This is a genomic window from Ochrobactrum teleogrylli, assembly GCF_037482325.1.
Lineage (GTDB): Bacteria > Pseudomonadota > Alphaproteobacteria > Rhizobiales > Rhizobiaceae > Brucella > Brucella teleogrylli.
Genome location: NZ_JBBHKQ010000001.1, coordinates 2,064,635 through 2,079,529, shown reverse-complemented (window position 1 = coordinate 2,079,529; position 14,895 = coordinate 2,064,635). Strand labels below are relative to the sequence as shown.

Sequence of the window (14,895 nt, the reverse complement as noted above, 5' to 3'; positions counted from 1 at the left end):
TGTGAATTCGGAGGCGGTGTTTTGTGGCTTTGGGCGTTTTACCTGCCTGTCGCGCCTGTGGATGGTGAAAACCGCTCCGCGCAAAGCTTTTTCAGGCGGGTTTTCAACGCAAGCATAACCCGATAAGAAACCTTCAAATATGCTTAATTTTTGCCTGATTCTTGAAGCAAGCAGGCATTCTCTCTGGATCGGTGGTTACGATGCGTTTGTCGCGGTATTTTTTGCCCATTCTGAAGGAAAATCCTAAAGAGGCGGAAATCGTCTCTCATAGGCTTATGCTGCGTTCGGGCATGATCCGCCAGCAGTCGGCAGGCATCTATTCCTGGCTTCCGATTGGGCTGAAGGTGCTGAACAAGGTCTGCGATATCATCCGTGAAGAGCAGAACCGCGCTGGCGCCAACGAAATCCTGATGCCGACCATCCAGTCCGCCGATCTGTGGCGTGAAAGCGGGCGCTACGACGCTTACGGCAAGGAAATGCTACGCATTCAGGACCGTCAGGAGCGCGAAATGCTCTTCGGCCCGACCAATGAAGAGATGGTCACGGATATTTTCCGTTCCTATGTGCGCTCCTACAAGGATCTGCCGCTTAACCTCTATCATATCCAGTGGAAATTCCGCGACGAAGTCCGCCCGCGTTTCGGCGTGATGCGCTCACGCGAGTTTCTGATGAAGGACGCCTATTCGTTCGACCTCGATTATGAGGGCGCGAAGATGGCCTATTACCGCATGTTCGTCTCCTACCTGCGCACGTTTGCGCGCGTCGGTCTGCAGGCGATCCCGATGCGCGCCGACACCGGCCCGATCGGCGGCGATCTGTCTCACGAATTCATAATTCTGGCTGAAACCGGCGAAAGCCAGGTCTATTGCGACAAGGCCTATCTCGATCTGGCCGTGCCAGGCGCGGATACGGATTTCCGCAACGATGCGCAGCTGACCGATATCGTCAATCGCTGGACAACGCCCTACGCGGCAACCGACGAAATGCATGACGAAGCCGATTGGGCCAAGGTCAAGGCTGATGATCAGGTTTCGGCGCGCGGCATTGAAGTCGGTCACATCTTCCATTTCGGCACAAAATATTCCGAACCGATGGGCGCGAAAGTGCAGGGCCCGGACGGCAAGGAACATCTGGTGTCTATGGGCTCCTACGGGATCGGCCCGTCGCGTCTGGTGGCGGCTGCTATCGAAGCCTTCCACGACGATGCGGGCATCATCTGGCCAAAGGCGATTGCACCGTTCGGCGCAGGCATCGTGAACATGAAGCCCGGCGACGAAGGCTGCGATAGCGTCAGCGAGAAGCTCTACGACGCACTGACCAATGCCGGTATCGATCCGCTGCTGGACGATACGGATGACCGTCCCGGTGCAAAATTCGCCACCATGGACCTGATCGGCCTGCCGACCCAGGTGATCGTCGGTCCGCGCGGCGTTGCCGCTGGTGAGGTTGAAGTCAAGGACCGCAAGACCGGCGAACGCCAGAATCTGACGGTGGAAGCCGCCATCAACATGCTGACGGCTGAAGCATGAGCGGCGCGGCGGCAGCAAAGTCCGAAGGGCAGGCCAAGGCAGCTGTGAAGCCGCCGAAGTCCGGCCCTTTTTCGGCCTTCGAACGGATGATCGCGTGGCGATATCTGCGTGCGCGCCGCCGTGAAACATTCATATCGGTTATTGCCGGGTTTTCTTTCACCGGCATCATGCTGGGCGTGGCGACCCTCATCATCGTTATGGCGGTGATGAACGGCTTTCGCGCCGAGCTTTTGACGCGCATTCTCGGCATCAATGGCCATCTGATCATGCAGCCGATTGATCGTCCGCTGGATGATTATGCTGACCTGATCAAGCGTATCGACGGCATTTCCGGCATCAAATTCGCTATTCCGGTGGTGGAAGGACAGGCTCTCGTGCAGGGCACCATCGGTGCGGGCAATGGAGCGCTGATCCGTGGTCTGCGCGAGGAAGACCTCGACAAGCTGAAGCTTGTATCGGGCAATATCCGCCAGGGCACACTGCAAGGCTTCGACCAGAGCGGCGGTGTCGCCATCGGCACGCGCATGGCTGAAAATCTGGGGCTTTCCATCGGAGATACGCTGCGGGTGATTTCTCCCGATGGCGATGTGACCCCGTTTGGTGTTAATCCGCGCGTAAAAGCCTATCCGATTGTCGCGATCTTCGAGATCGGCATGTCGGAATATGACAATTCCATCGTGATGATGCCGCTTTCCGAGGCGCAGCTTTTCTTCAATCAGGAAGGCAAGGTGCAGTCGCTCGAAATCTTTGTCGAAAATCCCGACAAGGTGGATGCGATGCGCGCGCCGGTGGAAGAGGCGGCAGGTCGCCAGCTGACACTTGTTGACTGGCGCCAGCGCAACCAGACTTTCTTCTCGGCGCTGGAAGTCGAGCGCAATGTCATGTTCATGATCCTGACGCTGATCGTTCTGGTCGCGGCGCTCAATATCATCTCCGGTCTCATCATGCTGGTGAAGGACAAGGGGCATGATATCGCTATTCTGCGCACCATGGGCGCGACACGCGGCGCGGTGATGCGCATATTCCTGATGACGGGTGCAGCCATCGGCGTGACCGGCACGGTCGCCGGTGTGGTGCTCGGCGTGGTGGTGTGCCTGAATGTCGAACGGTTGCGTGAGTTCTTCTCGTGGCTTTCGGGAACGACGCTGTTCAATCCGGAGCTCTATTTCCTGAGCCAGCTGCCAGCAAAGATGGACCCTGGCGAGACGATTTCCGTCATCGTCATGGCACTGGTGCTTTCCTTTATCGCCACCATTTTCCCAGCCTGGCGCGCTGCCAAGCTCGATCCGGTCGAAGCATTGAGGTACGAATAATGGCGGCTGAAATTATTCTGCGGCTGGAGAAGGTCAGTCGCGCCTATAAGGAAGTCGACCGCGAACTGGTTATCCTCAAAGACGCCGATTTCACGCTGCGTCGCGGCGAGATGGTGGCGCTCGTCGCCCCGTCCGGTGCCGGTAAGTCCACGCTTTTGCACACGGCTGGGCTTCTGGAACGCCCGGACAATGGCGATGTCTTTCTCGACGGTCGCTCCTGCAGCGCGCTCTCGGATGACGACCGTACGGCGGTGCGTCGTAACGATATCGGCTTCGTCTATCAGTTCCACCATTTGCTGCCGGAGTTTTCAGCGCTGGAAAATGTGATGATGCCGCAGATGATCCGTGGCCTGACCAAGAAGGCCGCATCGGAACGCGCACAGCAATTGCTCGAATATATGAAGATCGGCAAGCGCGCTTCGCATCGTCCCGCCGAGCTTTCCGGTGGTGAGCAGCAGCGTGTCGCTATTGCGCGCGCCGTCGCCAATGCGCCGCTTGTGCTTTTAGCCGACGAGCCGACCGGCAATCTCGACCCGACGACGTCCTCCTATGTGTTCGGGGCACTGGAGGCGCTTGTGCGCCAGTCCGGTCTGGCGGCGCTGATCGCCACGCATAATCACGAATTGGCCCGCCGCATGGACCGGCGCGTGACCTTGCAGGACGGCAAGGTCGTCGATCTGTAAGACGGCCAACTTTCTCCATCGTTAAGCCATTGAAACCGCAGGCGCGTGATACCGCCTGCGGTTGCGCGTTTATTATTCGTAAACCCTAATGTAACTGGCGACTCAAACAGGGTGTTGACTTTGGAACAAAAATAGAACAAAAAATAAACATACGTGAACAAAGAGGAGTTTTCCACATGACCGATCTCGTCCACGACGTTTTGTCATTCGTCTCCGTCAGCCTGTTTATTGCAACCTTCGCCATCTGGGTCAGCGCGATCTGAAGTGACTGAAGCATATCATCCAAAGCGGAAAACCTGTTTTGGACACTGATATGCGTAACAAAGCTTGGAGTGCGATCACTGAAGTTCGCCGTATGAACCGGCTCGAAGTAACGCGCTTTTGAGGGTTCTCTTGTGTACCCTTTCGATACCGGCGGCTGTCTCTCTGGACATCGCCGGGACATTCCCTGAAACTGAAAGCCTCAGGCGACAGAGTCGCCGGCGACCAGCAGCATTTCAGTAGGCGGTCCTATGAAACGGGTGTATGTCCACCCGCACGGTTCGGTTTGATCAGGGTGAATAGAATGAATGATGCAGCAGCAGACAATGCAGCCAGTGGAAGCGTTTCCACGCCGCGTTTTGTGCATCTGCGTGTTCATTCGGCCTATTCCTTGCTCGAGGGCGCATTGCCGCTCGGCAAGGTCATCAAACAGGCGATTGCCGACGAAGCGCCGGCCATCGCGATAACGGACACCAACAATCTGTTTGGTGCACTCGAATTTGCGCAGAAGGCATCGAAGGATGGTGTGCAGCCGATCATCGGCTGTCAGGTCGATGTTGCCTTCGGCGACCACAACGACAATGGGCGCAGTATCAATCGCAGGCTCGCGCTTGATCTGGCTCCTCTCGTCCTGCTTGCTTCGACGGAAGAGGGCTACGCGAATATCGTGCGGCTGGTCAGCCGCTCGTTTCTGGATACGCCTGCGGGCGATCCGGTCCATATAGATGCAGGCTGGCTGCCAGCACTGGCCAAGGACGTCATCGTCCTGTCAGGCGGGCCGCTCGGGCCAATCGGTCGCTCTTTTGCGGCAGACCGGCCAGACCGGGCGCAATCGCGTCTGGCGTTCCTGCATGAGACATTCGGCAATCGGCTTTATGTCGAGTTACAGCGTTATGCGGGCTATGACCGTGCTCTGGAAGCCAAGACTGTTGCGCTAGCCTATGAGATGGAATTGCCTCTGGTGGCCACCAATGAGGCGTTCTTCCTCAAGGCGGAGGATTACGAAGCCCATGATGCGCTGCTGGCCATCGCCGAGGGGCAGATCCTTTCCAATGATGATCGCCGCCGCCTGACGCCGGATCATTATCTGAAAAGCCGCGCCGAAATGGCGGCGCTGTTTGCCGACTTGCCCGAGGCGCTGGACAACACGATTGAGATAGCGGAGCGTTGCAGTTGGTACACGCAAACCCGCGCTCCAATTCTGCCACGCTTCACGGGTGAATCCGACGATCCTGAAGCCGCTGTCGCTGCGGAAGCAGAAGAACTTGCACGTCAGGCCCGTGAGGGCTTGCAGATGCGGCTGGAAAGCGTGGGCCTTGCCGAAGGCTATACGCCGGAACAATATGCCGAACGTCTCGAATATGAGATCGGCATCATCACCCGCATGAAGTTCCCCGGCTACTTCCTGATCGTTGCGGACTTCATCAAATGGGCCAAGGCGCATGGCATTCCGGTCGGGCCGGGCCGTGGTTCGGGTGCGGGTTCGCTCGTCGCTTATGCCCTGACGATTACGGACGTCGATCCGCTGCGCTTCTCGCTGCTGTTTGAACGCTTCCTCAATCCGGACCGCGTATCGATGCCCGACTTCGATATCGACTTCTGTCAGGATCGCCGCGAAGAGGTGATCCGCTATGTGCAGGAGAAATACGGGCGTGATCAGGTCGCCCAGATCATAACCTTCGGTACGCTTCAGGCGCGCGCCGTGTTGCGCGACGTCGGCCGCGTTCTCGAAATGCCCTATGGGCAAGTGGATCGGCTCTGCAAGCTGGTGCCGCAAAATCCAGCCAATCCGGTGTCGCTGGCGCAGGCCATCGAAACCGAGCCGAAGATCACCGAGGAACGCGAGAAGGAACCGGTCGTTGGGCGGCTTCTCGATATGGCGCTCAAGCTGGAAGGTCTCTATCGCCACGCTTCGACCCACGCCGCCGGTATCGTGATCGGCGACCGTCCGCTGTCGGAACTGGTGCCGATGTATCGCGACCCGCGTTCCGATATGCCAGTCACCCAGTTCAATATGAAGTGGGTGGAGCAAGCTGGACTGGTCAAGTTCGACTTTCTCGGGCTCAAGACGCTGACGGTGCTGGAAACGGCGGTCAAGCTCGTAGCGCGCAAGGGGATCGACATCGATCTGACCCGGCTGCCGTTCGACGATGAGCTGACCTATGAAATGCTGTCGCGCGGCGAAACCGTCGGAGTGTTTCAGGTTGAAAGTGCTGGCATGCGTAAAGCGCTGCTCGGCATGCGTCCTGACCGGATCGAGGACATTATTGCGCTCGTCGCGCTCTATCGTCCCGGTCCGATGGAGAACATCCCGACCTATAATGCGCGCAAGAATGGTGAAGAGGAAATCGCTTCCATTCACCCGAAGATCGATCACCTGATCAAGGAAACGCAAGGCGTTATCGTTTATCAGGAACAGGTGATGCAGATCGCACAGGTGCTGTCGGGCTACTCGCTCGGCGAAGCTGACCTTCTGCGTCGCGCCATGGGTAAGAAGATTCGCGAGGAAATGGACAAGCAACGCGTCCGTTTCGTCTCGGGCGCTATTGATGGCGGCGTCGACAAGGCTCAGGCGAATATGATCTTTGATCTGCTTGCCAAGTTTGCCGATTACGGCTTCAACAAGTCACACGCGGCGGCCTATGCCATCGTTTCCTATCAGACAGCCTATATGAAGGCGCATTACCCGGTCGAATTTCTGGCCGCGTCGATGACCTACGATATGTCGAACACCGACAAGCTCAACGATTTCCGCCGCGAAGCGAATCGTCTGGGGATCGAGGTCGTGCCGCCTTCGGTCATGACCTCGTTCCGTCCGTTTGAAGTGGGCGAGAAGCAGATTTTCTATTCACTGGCTGCCATCAAGGGCGTCGGTGAAGCTGCTGTCGACCATATTGTGGATGTGCGCGCCCAGAAGCCGTTTGAAAGCCTTGAGGATTTCTGCGAGCGGATTGATCCGAGGATCGTTAATCGTCGCGTGCTGGAAAGCCTGATCAATGCGGGCGCGATGGATTGCTTCAAGCGCGAACGCCCGGCAATGAGCGCAGGCATGGACCGCATCATGGGCTTCGCCCAGCGCACGCAGGAAAATGCCGCCAGCGGCCAGTCCGATATTTTCGGCCTGTCCGGTGCGCCGAAGGAACAGCTTATTCTGCCGCAGGCCGCACCTTGGCTGCCGTCGGAAATGCTGCATCGAGAGTTTCAGGCGGTCGGCTTCTATCTGTCGGCGCATCCGCTCGATGAATATCGCGCGGTTCTGGATCGTATGCGCGTGCAAAGCTGGGCTGATTTCTCGGCTGCGGTGAAGCGCGGCGCCAATGCCGGGCGTCTGGCGGGCACGGTGACGGCGCGTCAGGAGCGCAAGACCCGCACCGGCAACAAGATGGGCATTGTTCAGTTGTCGGATGCCAGCGGCCAGTTTGAAGCCGTGCTGTTTTCGGAAGGGCTCGCGCAATATCGCGATCTTCTGGAAAGCGGCAAATCGGTGGTGATCACGGTGCAGGCGGAGGATCGCCCGGAAGGTATCGGCTTGCGCATCCAGACCGTGCAATCGCTGGAAGACGAGGCCTGCCGCATGCAGAAGGCGCTGCGGCTTTATCTGCGCTCGGCGGAAGCGATTCGCCATATCGCGCCGCATTTCAACACGCGCGGCGACGGACAGGTCAGTCTCATCGTCATCAAGGACAATGGGCAGCGCGAAGTTGAAATCGAACTACCCCACCGTTATCGCGTCAGCCCGCAGATTGCGAGCGCAATGAAAGCCATTCAGGGCGTCGTGGACGTGGAACTGGTTTAAAAAAAGTCCGGTCGCGACACCGGGCTTTTTTCATGTCGCGGATACCACGCCGAGCGCTTTGCGAACTTCCGGCGCAACCTTGGTGCCGAACAGCTCAATCGATTTCATCGTATATTTATGCGGCAGATTGCCGAGCGCTGTCTGGAACAAAAAGCGGTCGTGCTTGAAGTAGCTGTGTTGGGCGAGAATCTTGTCGATGACCTGCTGCGGACTGCCCACCAGAAGAGATCCACGCGGTTCGCGCATTGCGTCGAATTGCTCTCGCGTGGTTGGCGGCCAGCCGCGTTCCCGGCCAAGCTTTGCCATGACTTGTGAATAGGACGGATAGAATTCATCCGCTGCTTGTTGAGCGTTTTCAGCCACATAGCCATGCGAATTGATTCCAATTTTGAGCTTTTCCGGCGCATGATCCGCTTTTACGCCAGCTTCACGATAAAAATCGGTCAGCTGGGCAAACCGTTCCGGGTAGCCGCCGATAATGGCGAGAGCCAATGGTAATCCGAGCAGGGCGGCGCGACCGACGGAAGCTGGCGTACCGCCAACGGCGAGCCATATGGGCAGCTGTTCCTGCACGCCACGGGGATAGACACCACGCCCGTCAATGGCTGCGCGCGTCGTCCCGGTCCAGCTCACGCGTTCGTTGTCGCGGATCGTTAGAAGCAGATCGAGTTTTTCGGCAAAAAGCGTGTCGTAATCGTCGAGATTGTACCCGAAGAGCGGGAAGGATTCGATGAACGAACCACGTCCGGCCATGATTTCAGCGCGTCCATTCGAGATCAGGTCCAGCGTCGAAAACTGCTGGTAAACGCGCACGGGATCGTCGGACGACAAGACGGTGACTGCGCTCGTCAGCCGGATGTTTTTAGTGCGCGAGGCCGCAGCAGCCAGAACAACGGCGGGTGCGGATACCGAATAATCGGGCCGATGGTGTTCGCCAAGGCCGAAGACATCGAGCCCCACCTGATCGGCCAGCTCGATTTCCTCGATCAGATTGCTGATACGCTGTTGCGGGGCGATCGGCTTTCCGGTTTCCACGTCTGGACCAAGATCGCCAAAAGTATAGATTCCGAGTTCCATACGGTCTCCGCAGGTTGTTTTGATACGTTAAAGCGCGTTTCGATCTGATTGGATCAGATCGGCGCTCTAACTCTTTGTTTTAACGCGCATCTTGTTCCGAAAACCGTTTCACACTTTTCGGGATGCGCTCTAAAGCCGGATGGCATTTACCGTCCGGCTTTGCTTTTAAAGCAGAAATGCGATCAAGAAGCAGTAATCAATAGGCTGCGGTGAAACGCTTGCCGATATGCTTGCCCTGTTCGGCCTCATCGACGATAGCGACAGCCAGATCAGCGACCGAAATAGTGCTTTCGCCCTTGTCGTTGAAAACGGGCTCGTCACCGCCAAGACGATATTTGCCCGTGCGTTCACCCGGCTGAAGAATGATCGCTGGCGACACGAAGGTCCAGTCGAGGCCACTTTCCTTGCGCAGCTCGTTCAGCGCTTCGCGGGCGCCCAGAGCACCTTCTTTCCATTCTGCCGGGAATTCGGCGGAATCGACAAGTTGCTGGCCGTTGATCGACAGGCTACCAGCACCACCGACCGCGATTAGACGCTTGACGCCTGCCTTCTTGGCTGCCTCGTTGATCGAGCGGCTGCCCTTGATGTGGTTTTCACGAATATTCGTGTCGCCCCAGCCGGGATTGAATGCGGAAATGATGATGTCATGTCCTGAAAGCTGGCTGGCGAGCGCATCCGTGTCGTACACGTCCGTTTTCACGGCGGTCACGTTGGCAAGCTTTTCCACCTTTTCCGGGTGGCGTACCAGCGCCGTAACATGATGGCCGCGCGATGCGGCTTCCTTCAAGATTGCTGCGCCAACAAAACCCGTTGCGCCAATCAGTGCGATTTTAGCCATTCCAGTTCCTTCCTTACGCTTTTGTAGTTCAGCCATTTAAGGTATGTTTCATAATCAGGTTATTTCTGGTAACTACATATGTCAGGCTACCGGGCTTGTGAAGAACGCACTTCTACATGGGTAGGAAACATGGAAGTAACCGTCCAAAAGGCAAGATAAGGACGTTTGGACGTGTGGGGTTGTTAGCCCATGGGCTTGGCGGAAGGGCAGACGCAAGCATCCGGTTTGATCCCAACAAGCGAGTATGTGATAAGAGTGACTATGACGATACCGACACGACCAGACGCCAAGACGCCGCTTTTGTCTTCCACACCGGCCTTTGAGACGGACGGCAAGGGTTCTTGCCCGATCCGTGATGTGCTCGACCGGGTTGGCGACACGTGGAGCATTCTTGTTATCTTCAGCTTGCAGAGCGGTTCCATGCGTTTCAATGCCTTACGGCGAGAAATTGAAGGAATCTCGCAGCGTATGCTGACGGTCACGCTGCGTTCGCTCGAACGCGACGGGCTGGTTTCGCGCCATGTACGACCGACTTCACCACCGGAAGTCGAATATTCGCTGACCGAGCTTGGTCATTCGCTGGCGGGGCCTATCGACAGTTTGGGGCAATGGGCGGTTGCAAACCGGGCGTCGCTACGCAGTGCGCGCTCTCGTTTCGACAGCGAGCAGGACTAGCGGCGGGAACTGATTTCTATCCGTCGCGTTGGCCTTGGGGCGGCGCAAAAGGAGAAGAGTTCATGCCTGCAAAATCTCAAGCCCAGCAAAAGGCTGCCGGTGCTGCGTTGGCGGCCAAGCGCGGCGAGATCAAGGTCAGCGAGTTAATCGGCGCATCGAAAGAGATGTACGAATCGATGAGCGAGAAAGAACTGGAAGAATTCGCCGAGACCAAGCGCAACGGTCTGCCTCAGCATGTCGACGACAAAAAGAACACCTGACTTGGGATCAGGTGCTCGGTTCTGTGTGGCTGTTGCCGATCAAATTATTGTGCGGCTTTCGTTTGAACCAGTTCGATGGCCGTCAGCTTACCATTGGTGATGCCGCAACGCAGATTGACGCCATCCCATTTATAGCCCGTGCTCTTGATACGCGCTTCGCCCGGCACCGAGATGACGGCTGAGACCTTGCGCGGGTCCTTGGCGCTGAACTTCGATGATGTGTCATTGGTTGTGGCCGACGAAATATCGTCTTTTGTGAAGCCTAGACGGTCGTATTTCTTGTCCTTTTTCACCAGATCATAACCGCTGGCCACACAATCGGCCACCTGTGGCGAGGCCTGCTGGTCCTTGACCAATGTCTGGTAATTACCCGTAAAATCTTTCGAGCGCTTCGGAACAGCGTCCGCGTGAGCGGCGGTCACAAAGCCGATGGCGCAAAGGGTGGAAAGTATAATTTTGGTCAATTGCATGCCCCATATCCTTTTCGGAAACCCTGCAAAATAGGCAAAGAGAGCGGTTCCAGTGATTCTGTCACAGGCGGACCCGTTCTGGAATCGATAATACCGCATCAAACTAGAAACCGGATTTGGATTTTTTTATGAATTCCGGGCGGTTATGCACTTTTCTCACTGGCATATCCGGGCCGTGCAGCTTTTGCCGTGGCATCCCTGATCAAGATGTATGTTGGTGCGGTGCGCCGCATCGCCATCCGGGCCGATGACGGTCATGAAAAGCTTGCAGCTTGCGCCGTGCACAGCGCGCCAGAAGGCCTTTTCCTTGTCGGCGCCATTCCAGCCGCTTTCCAGCTGCGTCTTGCTGCCGTCCGAGAATGTGAAGGACATGATGTCGAGCGCATTGCCAAAGGCATGTTCCGACACGCGGCCTGTGGATGCGCCATTCACCTTGCGGCATTGATAATCAGAGCCGGTGCCGATCTGGGTAATCTTGATATCCTTGCCGTAGATATCCTGTGCTGCGTTTTTAACGTCGTTGCTCCATTGGGCGAGTGTCACCGCCATGGCGCAGTTCGTCGTGACGGGATTGGCAAGCTTGAGCGGCTCATTCTTGCCGATTGCCGTCAGTGAGAGCGGCGAATGGAGACCGCATTGCGCGCCGTCTTCGATGGGTGTCAGAAGTTTGCCCTCTACTTCGCCGGAAATCAGCGCGGGGCACGCCACCTGATAGACGCGTCCATCAGCGGCAGGTTTTGAAGGCTGCGGCTGTTCTGGCTCCGCCTGTTGTGGCGGGGTGGGCTTTTCAGGCGGAATGATGACGGCGGGCTCTGCCTCGGTCTTCGGTTCGGGAGCAGGCGCTGGTCTGGGTGCCGGTGTTGGAACAGGAACGACAACAGGCAATGCTGACTGTGGTGCAGGTTTAGTCGGAGCTTTATCCTGCCGGGCTGGCGGCTTTCTTTCCTGCCGTTTCTTTTGCGGGTTGGCCGACGGGCGCTTGCGCTGTTGCTTTGCCTTTTGCGCATCGCGCTTCAGGATTTTTTCGATGAAGTTTTGCGCCTGTGCGGGCTGAGGATAAAGAGCCGTTTCTCCCGTAAAACCGAGGAAACTGAGGAGGAGAACAGCGGCAGTTGAATTTCTACGGGATAGGAAACGGGGTAGGACCAGCAACACCAATGAATACCTCATTTTCTACAGCCCCGACTGCATAATGCCGCAAAGAGAAGCCGCGTTCCTTCACGCTTGATGGCAATATGTTGCAAAAGACGGCGAAAAGCGCTTTAAACGCCCGGTTATCTGGGCTTTGGCAAGCGTTCGAACTTGACAAGATGACATGCACATGACTAAAAGCCCGCCATCGCTGGCGCTTTAACGCGCTGGCGTTTCATTTGACGTGTCCCGTGGATGAAGATTGCGCTCGCGCGCTTCATCCTGTCAGTCCTCGAAAACGGAGGGCAGAGGAGGGCGCGTTTCCTGTCTGCGCCGTATGGCGCACTAACTTTTTGAAGGAAATGCGATGAGCAAGCGCGAATCCGCAAAGTATAAGATTGATCGCCGTCTTGGCGAAAACATCTGGGGCCGCCCGAAGTCCCCGGTTAACCGTCGTGAATATGGCCCGGGTCAGCACGGCCAGCGCCGCAAGGGCAAGCTCTCGGACTTCGGTGTGCAGCTGCGCGCCAAGCAGAAGCTCAAGGGTTTCTACGGCGATATCTCGGAAAAGCAGTTCCGCAAGACCTATGACGAAGCCGCTCGCCGCAAGGGCGACACGGGTGAAAACCTGATCGGTCTTCTCGAATCACGTCTGGATGCTGTTGTGTACCGCGCAAAGTTCGTTCCGACGATCTTCGCTGCACGCCAGTTCATCAACCACGGTCACGTGAACGTGAACGGCCGTCGCGTCAACATCCAGTCCTACCGCCTGAAGGCCGGTGACGTTGTTGAAGTTCGCGAAAAGTCGAAGCAGCTGGTTGTTGTTCTCGAAGCTGTTCAGCTCGCAGAACGCGATGTGCCGGACTACATCGAAGTTGATCACAATAAGATGGTTGCGACCTACGCCCGCGTTCCGACCCTGACGGATGTGCCTTACGCCGTCCAGATGGAACCGAACCTCGTGGTCGAATTCTACTCGCGTTAATCTGGTCGCCTTCGGGCGCCACTTATCGCAAAGAAATGGCCGTCCATGGTTTCCCCATGGGCGGCTTTTCTGTATGTAAAGCGCTATACCAGACAGCATCCGAGAAGAGCCATGAACGCTTTCGATCCGAATATTGCGCCAGATAATTTGCCCGGTATCTCGGAAGAGACCGGCGGAGACGGTTGCCATCCGCTGTTTCGCGACGTGCCCGCCACGGTCGAATTCAACAAGCTGCGCAAGCGCCTTCTACGTCTGACGCGTCAGGCTATCGAAGACTTTGCTATGGTGAAGCCCGGCGAGCGCTGGATGATCTGTCTTTCCGGCGGCAAGGATTCCTATGGCCTGCTGGCGCTGCTGCTCGATCTTAAATGGCGCGGCCTGCTACCGGTCGAACTGCTCGCGGTCAATCTGGATCAGGGACAGCCGAATTTTCCAAAGCACATTCTGCCGGATTTCCTGAACCGCTATGGCATCGAGCATCGCATCGAATATCAGGACACCTATTCCATTGTGACGGACAAGCTACCAGAGAACAGCACCTATTGCTCGCTCTGTTCGCGCCTTCGTCGCGGAAATCTCTATCGCATTGCGCGCGAGGAGGGCTGCTCGGCCATCGTTCTCGGCCATCATCGCGAGGATATTCTCGAAACCTTCTTCATGAACCTGTTTCATGGCGGACGCCTTGCCGCCATGCCGCCGAAGCTTCTGAACGACGAAGGCGATCTGATGGTGTTCCGCCCGCTGGCTTATGCGGCGGAAGACGATCTGGAAAAATTTGCAACCTCCATGCAGTTTCCGATCATTCCCTGCGACCTGTGCGGTAGCCAGGAAGGGCTTCAGCGCAATGCCATGAAGGCCATGCTGACGGATATTGAAAAGCGCATGCCGGGCCGTAAGGACACGATGATCCGCGCCATGACCAATGTGCGCCCGAGCCATCTTCTGGACCGCAAGCTGTTCGATTTCGCGGGCCTGATGGCTGGTCCGCAGGACGAGAAGAATGAAGGGAATGACAGTGCGCTTTGATGAAGGCCAGATCGACTGGCTTGCCGATCTTCTGGCAGAAGCTGCCCAGCAAGAAATCATGCCGCGTTTCCGCACGCTCGACGCGGACGATATCCGGCAGAAAACGTCCCCCGCCGATCTGGTGACGGAAGCCGACGTCAATGCAGAGCGCTTTATCACCGCAAAGCTGAAAGAACGCTATCCCGATGCGATGATTGTGGGCGAGGAAGCGTGCTCCGACAATCCAGCCTTGCTCGATGGACTCGGCGATGCCGATTTTGCTTTCACCATTGATCCGGTGGACGGCACGTTCAATTTTGCATCCGGCGTACCGCTGTTCGGTGTTATGCTAGCGGTCGTGTCGAAAGGCGAGACCGTTGCCGGCATCATCCACGATCCGGTCGGCAATGACTGGATCACGGCCACAAAGGGCAGCGGCAGCTATATTCGCCATGCCAATGGCAGCACGCGCAAGGTCCGCGTTGCAGCGCCCGCCGCTATCGACCAGATGACAGGCACGATCTCGTGGCAGTACACGGCGGAACCGCTGCGGTCCCGTCTTGCGCGCAATCATACGAAATTCCTGTCGCAGATCGGCTATCGCTGTGCAGCGCATGACTATCGCATTCTCGCGACCGGCGGCGCGCATTTCGCGGTCTATAACAAGCTGATGCCCTGGGACCATCTGCCCGGCGCACTGATCCATCAGGAAGCAGGCGGCCATCTCGCCCGTTGGGACGGTAGCGATTATCATCCGTCGCATATCGGCGGGGGCATATTGGCTGCGCCGAGTAAGGACAGCTGGCAGGCTATTCAGGCCACGCTCTGGGAAGAGTAAAAACAAAACCCGCCGGAATGGCGGGTTTTTTATT

13 protein-coding genes are annotated in these 14,895 nt (G+C 57.0%); 9 read left to right on the top strand and 4 right to left on the bottom strand.

The genetic code is table 11. The features are described 5' to 3' along the window. Positions 1-200 precede the first annotated feature (200 nt). The 4 genes from proS to dnaE all read left to right on the top strand — a co-directional run bounded on the left by proS (position 201) and on the right by dnaE (position 7,582). Positions 201-1,529 carry a proline--tRNA ligase gene (gene proS, locus WIX40_RS09715; RefSeq protein WP_121535845.1) on the top strand — a complete coding sequence of 443 codons (1,329 nt, stop codon included), beginning with the start codon at positions 201-203 and terminating at the stop codon, positions 1,527-1,529. Further along, complete coding sequence (locus WIX40_RS09710) at positions 1,526-2,842, top strand: lipoprotein-releasing ABC transporter permease subunit (RefSeq protein WP_121535848.1); 1,317 nt, start codon at positions 1,526-1,528, stop codon at positions 2,840-2,842. Before proS ends, WIX40_RS09710 begins: the two co-directional genes overlap by 4 nt. Further along, entirely contained in the window at positions 2,842-3,525 is a 684-nt protein-coding gene (locus WIX40_RS09705; protein ID WP_109368810.1) for an ABC transporter ATP-binding protein, read from the top strand. The genes WIX40_RS09710 and WIX40_RS09705 overlap by 1 nt, the downstream gene beginning before the upstream one ends. A 565-nt stretch (positions 3,526-4,090) precedes the next feature. After that, the gene (gene dnaE, locus WIX40_RS09700) at positions 4,091-7,582 is read left to right on the top strand and encodes a DNA polymerase III subunit alpha (protein WP_121535851.1); all 3,492 of its coding nucleotides are present in this window, start codon (positions 4,091-4,093) and stop codon (positions 7,580-7,582) included. A gap of 30 nt (positions 7,583-7,612) precedes the next feature. Here the strand turns inward: dnaE and WIX40_RS09695 are convergent, their stop codons facing one another. Both WIX40_RS09695 and WIX40_RS09690 read right to left on the bottom strand, forming a co-directional pair. Continuing rightward, positions 7,613-8,659 (bottom strand): LLM class flavin-dependent oxidoreductase, encoded by a 1,047-nt coding sequence (locus tag WIX40_RS09695; RefSeq protein ID WP_121535854.1) that lies wholly within the window; start codon positions 8,657-8,659, stop codon positions 7,613-7,615. 196 nt (positions 8,660-8,855) lie between these two features. After that, positions 8,856-9,497 (bottom strand): NAD(P)-dependent oxidoreductase, encoded by a 642-nt coding sequence (locus WIX40_RS09690; protein ID WP_109368813.1) that lies wholly within the window; start codon positions 9,495-9,497, stop codon positions 8,856-8,858. Positions 9,498-9,758: 261 nt separating this feature from the next. Between WIX40_RS09690 and WIX40_RS09685 the strand changes: the two genes are divergently transcribed. Then, positions 9,759-10,172, top strand: coding sequence for a winged helix-turn-helix transcriptional regulator (locus WIX40_RS09685; protein ID WP_121535857.1), 414 nt, complete (start codon positions 9,759-9,761; stop codon positions 10,170-10,172). A gap of 62 nt (positions 10,173-10,234) precedes the next feature. Beyond that, positions 10,235-10,432 (top strand): DUF3008 family protein, encoded by a 198-nt coding sequence (locus WIX40_RS09680; RefSeq protein WP_121535860.1) that lies wholly within the window; start codon positions 10,235-10,237, stop codon positions 10,430-10,432. A 44-nt stretch (positions 10,433-10,476) separates the two neighbouring features. Here the strand turns inward: WIX40_RS09680 and bspC are convergent, their stop codons facing one another. Then, positions 10,477-10,902 carry a type IV secretion system effector BspC gene (bspC, locus tag WIX40_RS09675; RefSeq protein WP_121535863.1) on the bottom strand — a complete coding sequence of 142 codons (426 nt, stop codon included), beginning with the start codon at positions 10,900-10,902 and terminating at the stop codon, positions 10,477-10,479. 156 nt (positions 10,903-11,058) lie between these two features. Continuing rightward, entirely contained in the window at positions 11,059-12,072 is a 1,014-nt protein-coding gene (locus WIX40_RS09670; RefSeq protein WP_339439831.1) for an extensin-like domain-containing protein, read from the bottom strand. A gap of 328 nt (positions 12,073-12,400) precedes the next feature. Here WIX40_RS09670 and rpsD point away from each other — a divergent pair, with 328 nt between their 5' ends. The 3 genes from rpsD (at position 12,401) to WIX40_RS09655 (ending at position 14,861) form a co-directional block, all read left to right on the top strand. Continuing rightward, positions 12,401-13,018 (top strand): 30S ribosomal protein S4, encoded by a 618-nt coding sequence (gene rpsD / locus WIX40_RS09665; protein WP_121535869.1) that lies wholly within the window; start codon positions 12,401-12,403, stop codon positions 13,016-13,018. A gap of 111 nt (positions 13,019-13,129) precedes the next feature. Beyond that, positions 13,130-14,044: a tRNA 2-thiocytidine(32) synthetase TtcA gene (gene ttcA / locus WIX40_RS09660; protein ID WP_121535872.1), complete on the top strand. Its 915-nt coding sequence runs from the start codon at positions 13,130-13,132 to the stop codon at positions 14,042-14,044. After that, on the top strand, positions 14,034-14,861 hold the full coding sequence (locus WIX40_RS09655; RefSeq protein WP_121536294.1) for an inositol monophosphatase family protein: 828 nt from the start codon (positions 14,034-14,036) through the stop codon (positions 14,859-14,861). Before ttcA ends, WIX40_RS09655 begins: the two co-directional genes overlap by 11 nt. Positions 14,862-14,895: the final 34 nt, after the last annotated feature.

Coding starts and splice junctions, on each gene's coding strand:
- WIX40_RS09680 (WP_121535860.1), top strand. CDS start 10,235: ATGCCTGCAAAATCTCAAGCCCAGCAAAAGGCTGCCGGTGCTGCGTTG.
- proS (WP_121535845.1), top strand. CDS start 201: ATGCGTTTGTCGCGGTATTTTTTGCCCATTCTGAAGGAAAATCCTAAA.
- WIX40_RS09690 (WP_109368813.1), bottom strand. CDS start 9,497: ATGGCTAAAATCGCACTGATTGGCGCAACGGGTTTTGTTGGCGCAGCA.
- WIX40_RS09695 (WP_121535854.1), bottom strand. CDS start 8,659: ATGGAACTCGGAATCTATACTTTTGGCGATCTTGGTCCAGACGTGGAA.
- rpsD (WP_121535869.1), top strand. CDS start 12,401: ATGAGCAAGCGCGAATCCGCAAAGTATAAGATTGATCGCCGTCTTGGC.
- WIX40_RS09710 (WP_121535848.1), top strand. CDS start 1,526: ATGAGCGGCGCGGCGGCAGCAAAGTCCGAAGGGCAGGCCAAGGCAGCT.
- WIX40_RS09670 (WP_339439831.1), bottom strand. CDS start 12,072: ATGAGGTATTCATTGGTGTTGCTGGTCCTACCCCGTTTCCTATCCCGT.
- WIX40_RS09705 (WP_109368810.1), top strand. CDS start 2,842: ATGGCGGCTGAAATTATTCTGCGGCTGGAGAAGGTCAGTCGCGCCTAT.
- ttcA (WP_121535872.1), top strand. CDS start 13,130: ATGAACGCTTTCGATCCGAATATTGCGCCAGATAATTTGCCCGGTATC.
- WIX40_RS09685 (WP_121535857.1), top strand. CDS start 9,759: ATGACGATACCGACACGACCAGACGCCAAGACGCCGCTTTTGTCTTCC.
- bspC (WP_121535863.1), bottom strand. CDS start 10,902: ATGCAATTGACCAAAATTATACTTTCCACCCTTTGCGCCATCGGCTTT.
- dnaE (WP_121535851.1), top strand. CDS start 4,091: ATGAATGATGCAGCAGCAGACAATGCAGCCAGTGGAAGCGTTTCCACG.